Here is a 1086-nt window from a genome sequence, read left to right as displayed (position 1 = left end):
GAACCGTGAGTGGTTTAGGTTCAGGAGGTACTAATGTATTGAATCAAGTGGGTGATTTTACCAGCGGTGTGGCTAATTTAACCACCGATGGAATGATCTATACGGGAACATCAGGTTCAGGAACCTTTACTTTTACTCCAGCTACTGGAACAGCAGTAACGAGTCCATCTAGGACCATTAGCCCCGGTGCAGCTACGAAATTAGTAGTGACAGGATCGGCTACTCAAACCGCCGGAGCTACAAATGCGATTACGATTACGGCCAAAGATGCAAGTGGAAATACAGCCACAACCTATACGGGAACTAAATCATTAACTTTTTCTGGGGCCAGTACAGTCGTTAGTCCATTTACTACCCCTAAAGTTGTGGATAACGGTGCTAGTGATGTTTCTTTTGGTTCGGCTACATTCTTAAATTTTAGTTCTGGTTCTGTAAGCACCAATATGAAGTTGTATAAAGTAGAATCTGCTCTTGTAGCGGTTACTGATGGTACAATTTCCGCCGCAGGAGCCGATCGCTTGACGGTAGCTGTGAGTGCAGGTACAATGACTAAGTTATTGGTTTCATTAAATAGTAGTCAAACCAATGGTTCTGCCTTTACTGGGTCCAACTTTTTAACTGCCCAAGATGCGTATAGCAATACAGTAACGACTTTTGCTGCCAATACAAATAACGTAACTGTTACAACAAGTTTGACAGGAGCGATCACAGGTTTAGGATCAGGAGTGAATAACGTGTTGAATCAAGCAGGTGATTTTGTTAGTGGCGTGGCCAACTTAACCAGCTTAGGTTTGACGTTCACAGGAACGATAGGTTCAGGAACCTTCACCTTTACGCCAGCATCCGGAACAGCAGTTACAAGTTCTAGTGTAACCATCAACGCTGGAGCAGCGACTAAATTAGTAGTGACAGGTTCAGCGACTCAGACAGCAGGAACTAGTAATTCGATAACGATTACAGCCAAAGATGCGAGTGGTAATACGGTAACCACTTATACCGGTTCTAAGAACTTAACTTTCTCAGGAGCTACCAGCTCAACAGCCCCAGTAACAACACCTAAGGTAACCAATACCGCAGCAGCGGATA

General features: G+C 44.1%; 1 protein-coding gene. It reads left to right on the top strand.

Annotation, left to right across the window (positions count from 1 at the left end; translation table 11 throughout):
- A partial coding sequence (locus tag U0R11_RS13505; protein ID WP_406752349.1) for a hypothetical protein occupies window positions 1–1086 on the top strand: 1086 nt, incomplete at both ends.

Origin of the sequence: Aquirufa salirivi (genome assembly GCF_045310485.1) — a bacterium.
Lineage (GTDB): Bacteria > Bacteroidota > Bacteroidia > Cytophagales > Spirosomataceae > Aquirufa > Aquirufa salirivi.
Note: the sequence above shows the minus strand (reverse complement) of the source record. Positions and strands in the feature narration are given on the sequence as shown.